The organism is Paraburkholderia humisilvae (genome assembly GCF_902859855.1).
Classification (GTDB): domain Bacteria; phylum Pseudomonadota; class Gammaproteobacteria; order Burkholderiales; family Burkholderiaceae; genus Paraburkholderia; species Paraburkholderia humisilvae.
Window position 1 is genome coordinate 1 of sequence record NZ_CADIKH010000199.1, and the last position, 3,806, is coordinate 3,806.

General features: G+C 61.3%; 3 protein-coding genes. 2 read left to right on the forward strand and 1 reads right to left on the reverse strand.

The window, feature by feature from the left end; all coding sequences use genetic code 11:
- Nucleotides 1-1,171, forward strand: a 1,171-nt coding sequence (locus tag HV796_RS40635) for a PelD GGDEF domain-containing protein (RefSeq protein WP_175233333.1), incomplete at its 5' end; no start/stop codon positions are given.
- Nucleotides 1,164-2,210, forward strand: a complete 1,047-nt coding sequence (locus HV796_RS40640) for a tetratricopeptide repeat protein (protein ID WP_175233334.1) — start codon at nucleotides 1,164-1,166, stop codon at nucleotides 2,208-2,210. The genes HV796_RS40635 and HV796_RS40640, both read left to right, overlap by 8 nt.
- 584 nt (nucleotides 2,211-2,794) lie before the next feature.
- Here HV796_RS40640 and HV796_RS40645 read toward each other — a convergent pair.
- Nucleotides 2,795-3,370, reverse strand: a complete 576-nt coding sequence (locus HV796_RS40645) for a hypothetical protein (RefSeq protein ID WP_175233335.1) — start codon at nucleotides 3,368-3,370, stop codon at nucleotides 2,795-2,797.
- Between the last annotated feature and the right edge of the window lie 436 nt (nucleotides 3,371-3,806).

The following is a 3,806-nucleotide window of genomic DNA, read 5'->3' on the forward strand; positions in this document are numbered from 1 at the left end:
GCTCGGTCTTTATGCGGGTGCGCTGCTGGTCGGCGCATGGCTCGTCCATACGCACGGCGGCGACGACGCGTGGCCGACAATGTTTTTCACGGGCGGTCTGCTGCAGACGATCATCGCCGGCCATTTCGGCGACATCTGGGGCGCCCGCGCGCAACGTGCGGACGCTCTGAACGGTTACCTGAACGACCGGCTCGCCGCGCTTACGAACAGCCACTATCTGATGCGTCTGTCGCACGAACGGCTCGAAAAAGACCTGCTGTCGAAGCCGACCACGCTGCGCGACTCGATTACCGAGTTGCGCCGGCTGTCGGTCGCTCATGGGCTTGAATTACCGCAAACGCTGCCGCGCACGCGCGAGACGGGCGAGATGCCGGGTACCCAGGAGTTGCTCGAATTCGTCGCGCAGGCGTGTCAGATCGAAATGGCCGCGCTTTATCCCGTGCAAAGCGCTGTGCACGGCGGCAAGGTAGGCGCGCTTGCGCTCGCGCGTCTGGGCGATGCGTTCGAATTCGATCCGCACGATGAACTCGTTGTGCGCGCACTCGAGACGAAAAGTGTCGCACATCTGCGCAGCGACGAACGGCCGCACTCGCAAACGTCGCTGCTCGTCTGCGCGCCGCTGGTCGCGGCGGACGGCGAGGTGCTCGCGCTGCTCGCGATCCGGCGCATGCCGTTTCTGTCGCTGAATTTCGACAATCTGCAGTTGCTGCTCGTGCTGCTCGGCTACTACGCGGACGGCGTCGAACACTCGCAACAGGTGCGCGATATTCTGCAGGTCGTGCCGGACTGCCCGTACGATTTCGCTCTCGACATGAGCCGGCTCGCGCGGCTCACGCGTTCGGCGGGCATTGCGTCGTCGCTGGTCGCGCTGGTGTTTCCGCATGATGATGCCGGCGACTCGTTCTTCGAGCACGTGATGCGCCGGCGCCGCTCGCTCGACCTGCTGTGGCCGATCAGGACCGATGGCCGGTCGGTGCTGATCAACCTGATGCCCGCGACCGACGAGACCGGCGTGGACGGCTATCTGGCGCGCATCGAAGCGAGCCTGCGCGTGCAGTTCAACGTCGACCTCGAAGGCGCACGTGTCGGCGCGCACACGCTGCATCTCGGGGGCGGCGCGCCGGGGCCGGCACTGCGAGGGCTGCTGACGCGCAGCGGCATCGATGGCTAACCCGTCAACTTCGCCGTTGTCCGTGCGGCGCGTGATCTCAACCTGCGTGGGATTGTTCGCACTGGCGGGTCTCGCGGTCGCGCAGGGCTTCGCACTCCGGCAGCTCTCACCCGGTGCGACCGCGGCAGGGCCATTGTTGCCCGCGATGCTGCTTAATAGCCTCTGCGGCGCGCTGCAGGCGCTGCTGTTCCGGCTGATGCTACCGCAGCGCTATCGCGAGCCGCGCGGCTTCACGCTGCTCTTTATCTGGCTGTTCTGCACATTCGTGCCGGTGGCCGGCGGTCTCGTGCTGCTCGTCAGCTGCGCATGGGCGGGCATTTTCCCTGGGAAACGCAACGATGAAGCGTTACAACACGTAAGCACGCCCGACTTCGTCACGTATCTGATGGCGCGCGTCTCGCACGGCGGTGGCGCGCGGCTGCAAGCGCGGCTTATGGATACGCAGGTGAATGTGTCGGACCGGCTGTCCGCGCTCGTCGCGATCCAGAGCATGCCGACCCGCACTACCGGTACGCTGCTGCGCGATCTGCTGGCTGATCCCATTGAGGACGTGCGGCTGATCGCGTACGGCACACTTGCTCAGGCGGAAAACGATGTGATGCAGAAGATCTTCGAGGCGGCGGGGGAACTCGATTCCGCGCGAAGTGACAGCGAGCTTTACATGAGTCACAGGAAATTGGCCGAGTTGCATTTCGAGCTCGTTTACCAGAACCTCGTCCAAGGGGCCGTCTATACGCACACGTTCGAGCAGGCCGATCTCCATGCACGCGCAGCGCTCAAGATCGATGACGGCGATGCCGCGCTGTGGCTGATGCGCGGGCGCCTCGCGCTTGCGCACAGCGCGACCGATGACGCGGTCCATTATATGGTCCGCGCACAGGCGCTCCACTTTCCACGTGAGCGGCTCGTGCCGTGGCTTGCCGAAGCCGCCTATCTGCAACGCGATTACCCGCGCGTGGTCGAACTGATCGCATCGCTCGGCCATGCATCCGCGTTGTCGATACCCAAATCTGTTGTGCATTACTGGTTGGGTGAATGATTGGCGATGCTTGAGGCCGGTTTGTACGTCAAGCCCGAACTGGTTGCACAGAGTCGTAACCTCCGTTCCAAGGCACTATCGGTAGCCTTGGGGCATCGCCCCGTTACGTCGATCCGAACAAGAAGTTCGGTTGATTGGTGGCACCGGCATGAATATCCATCTTCACGACAAAAGAGGAGGCCCGGCTCGCATCTCCGATTTCTCGCCGCGTGAGCACTTCTTGCTCGATCGCGGAAGATTCGTTTCCAACCCCTAAATGGAGTCAATCGTTGCCTGATGATGGGATACACATGCACGATCCTGTGCAGGGCGGGATAGCCACGCCTCACTTTGACACGCAGCCGGGTTGTACCGGGCACGCGGTAATACAGACTGCGGCGTTCAGGAGTTCGACGCGGCACTTCGCTCGGGAAGCGGTGCGCGAGGCGGGACATCAGCGTTGCATACCGGACACGCCAGGCGCTTATGACATACAGCGCTGTGCTACGTACACACCGCGGCGAAACACCGAATTGTGGTTGTTCCACTCAACGGCCGCTAGTGAACGAGCGACGCGGCGATTGGATTACCTAGCGGCGTGTGCGTTAGGCTGGGTATTCAGTTGCTTCTTCCACGATGAATACATTGTAGACATCGCCCTGAGACGGGGCGACGGCAGTTTGCGTCCCGCGGGGGCGGTCGATGAACACCGACGGATGTTCAAGGCCTTCAAGGCAGATGCGTCGCGTGCTTTGAATAGTGCACCGCTTCAGCGACTGCTCGTTGCCGGAGGATTCTTCCGCGGAGCGGTCCAAGGTCTTAAGGCACGGGAAGCAGTGAGGGGTGACCACCAGCACGCTATACATCATGAATTCGCGCCGATCAGCGCCGATGCTCAGGCCCGACCCTGCCGCCACAGACTGATGGCTGAGGCCGGATTGAGTCGTGTCCCGCATGAACGGAACGACCCATTCCCGTCGCCCGCAGCGAAGTGGGTTCACATGAGGACTCGGCGGACCGTAGGTACCCATCTTCGAATTCCCCGGCAAGCCGTACCAAGCTTTAAAGTAGTAGGCTTGATGCTTTTGAGCGGGACACGCGATCCGCGAATCCTGGATGGCGAAGCCATTTTGGATAGAGTGCGCGAGTACAAATTTCATCTTGACCAGACTGTCGAGCATTTAACCGACAGCACTCCGACCTCGCGCTGCAAATCTGGAAACCTTCGACGCCCGGCAAAGAGTTGGGCGAATGCGGTTCCAGCAAGGTGCGACGACTGCAGCACGCTAATAAAGCTCGATATACGCATATCCACGAAGTACACGCAGCAAGGCCTTTCCCTGGCCCGCTCGCGTCTTCTGGTGTCGGGTCGAAGCGGAGCCAGTATGTGCGTTTAACGTCTCTGGTTCATCCAAACAATGCGCTCTGTAAAACTTGCGTATTCGTTCGGCTTTGGATCGTGGTCCCTTTAATTCACGCGCTTAAAGGACGCGAGTTCTCGGAGCAATCTATTGACCTTTCCATAAATCATGACGTCACCACAAGGTTGCCTGAATCCAGCACGCGGCGATGATCGAAGGTCGGTGCTGAGCGCTTTTGAGCTTGTTGCGAGCGACG

Excerpts from the sequence above, each read along its gene's own strand:
- HV796_RS40640 (WP_175233334.1), top strand. The coding sequence starts at position 1,164 with ATGGCTAACCCGTCAACTTCGCCGTTGTCCGTGCGGCGCGTGATCTCA.
- HV796_RS40645 (WP_175233335.1), bottom strand. The coding sequence starts at position 3,370 with ATGCTCGACAGTCTGGTCAAGATGAAATTTGTACTCGCGCACTCTATC.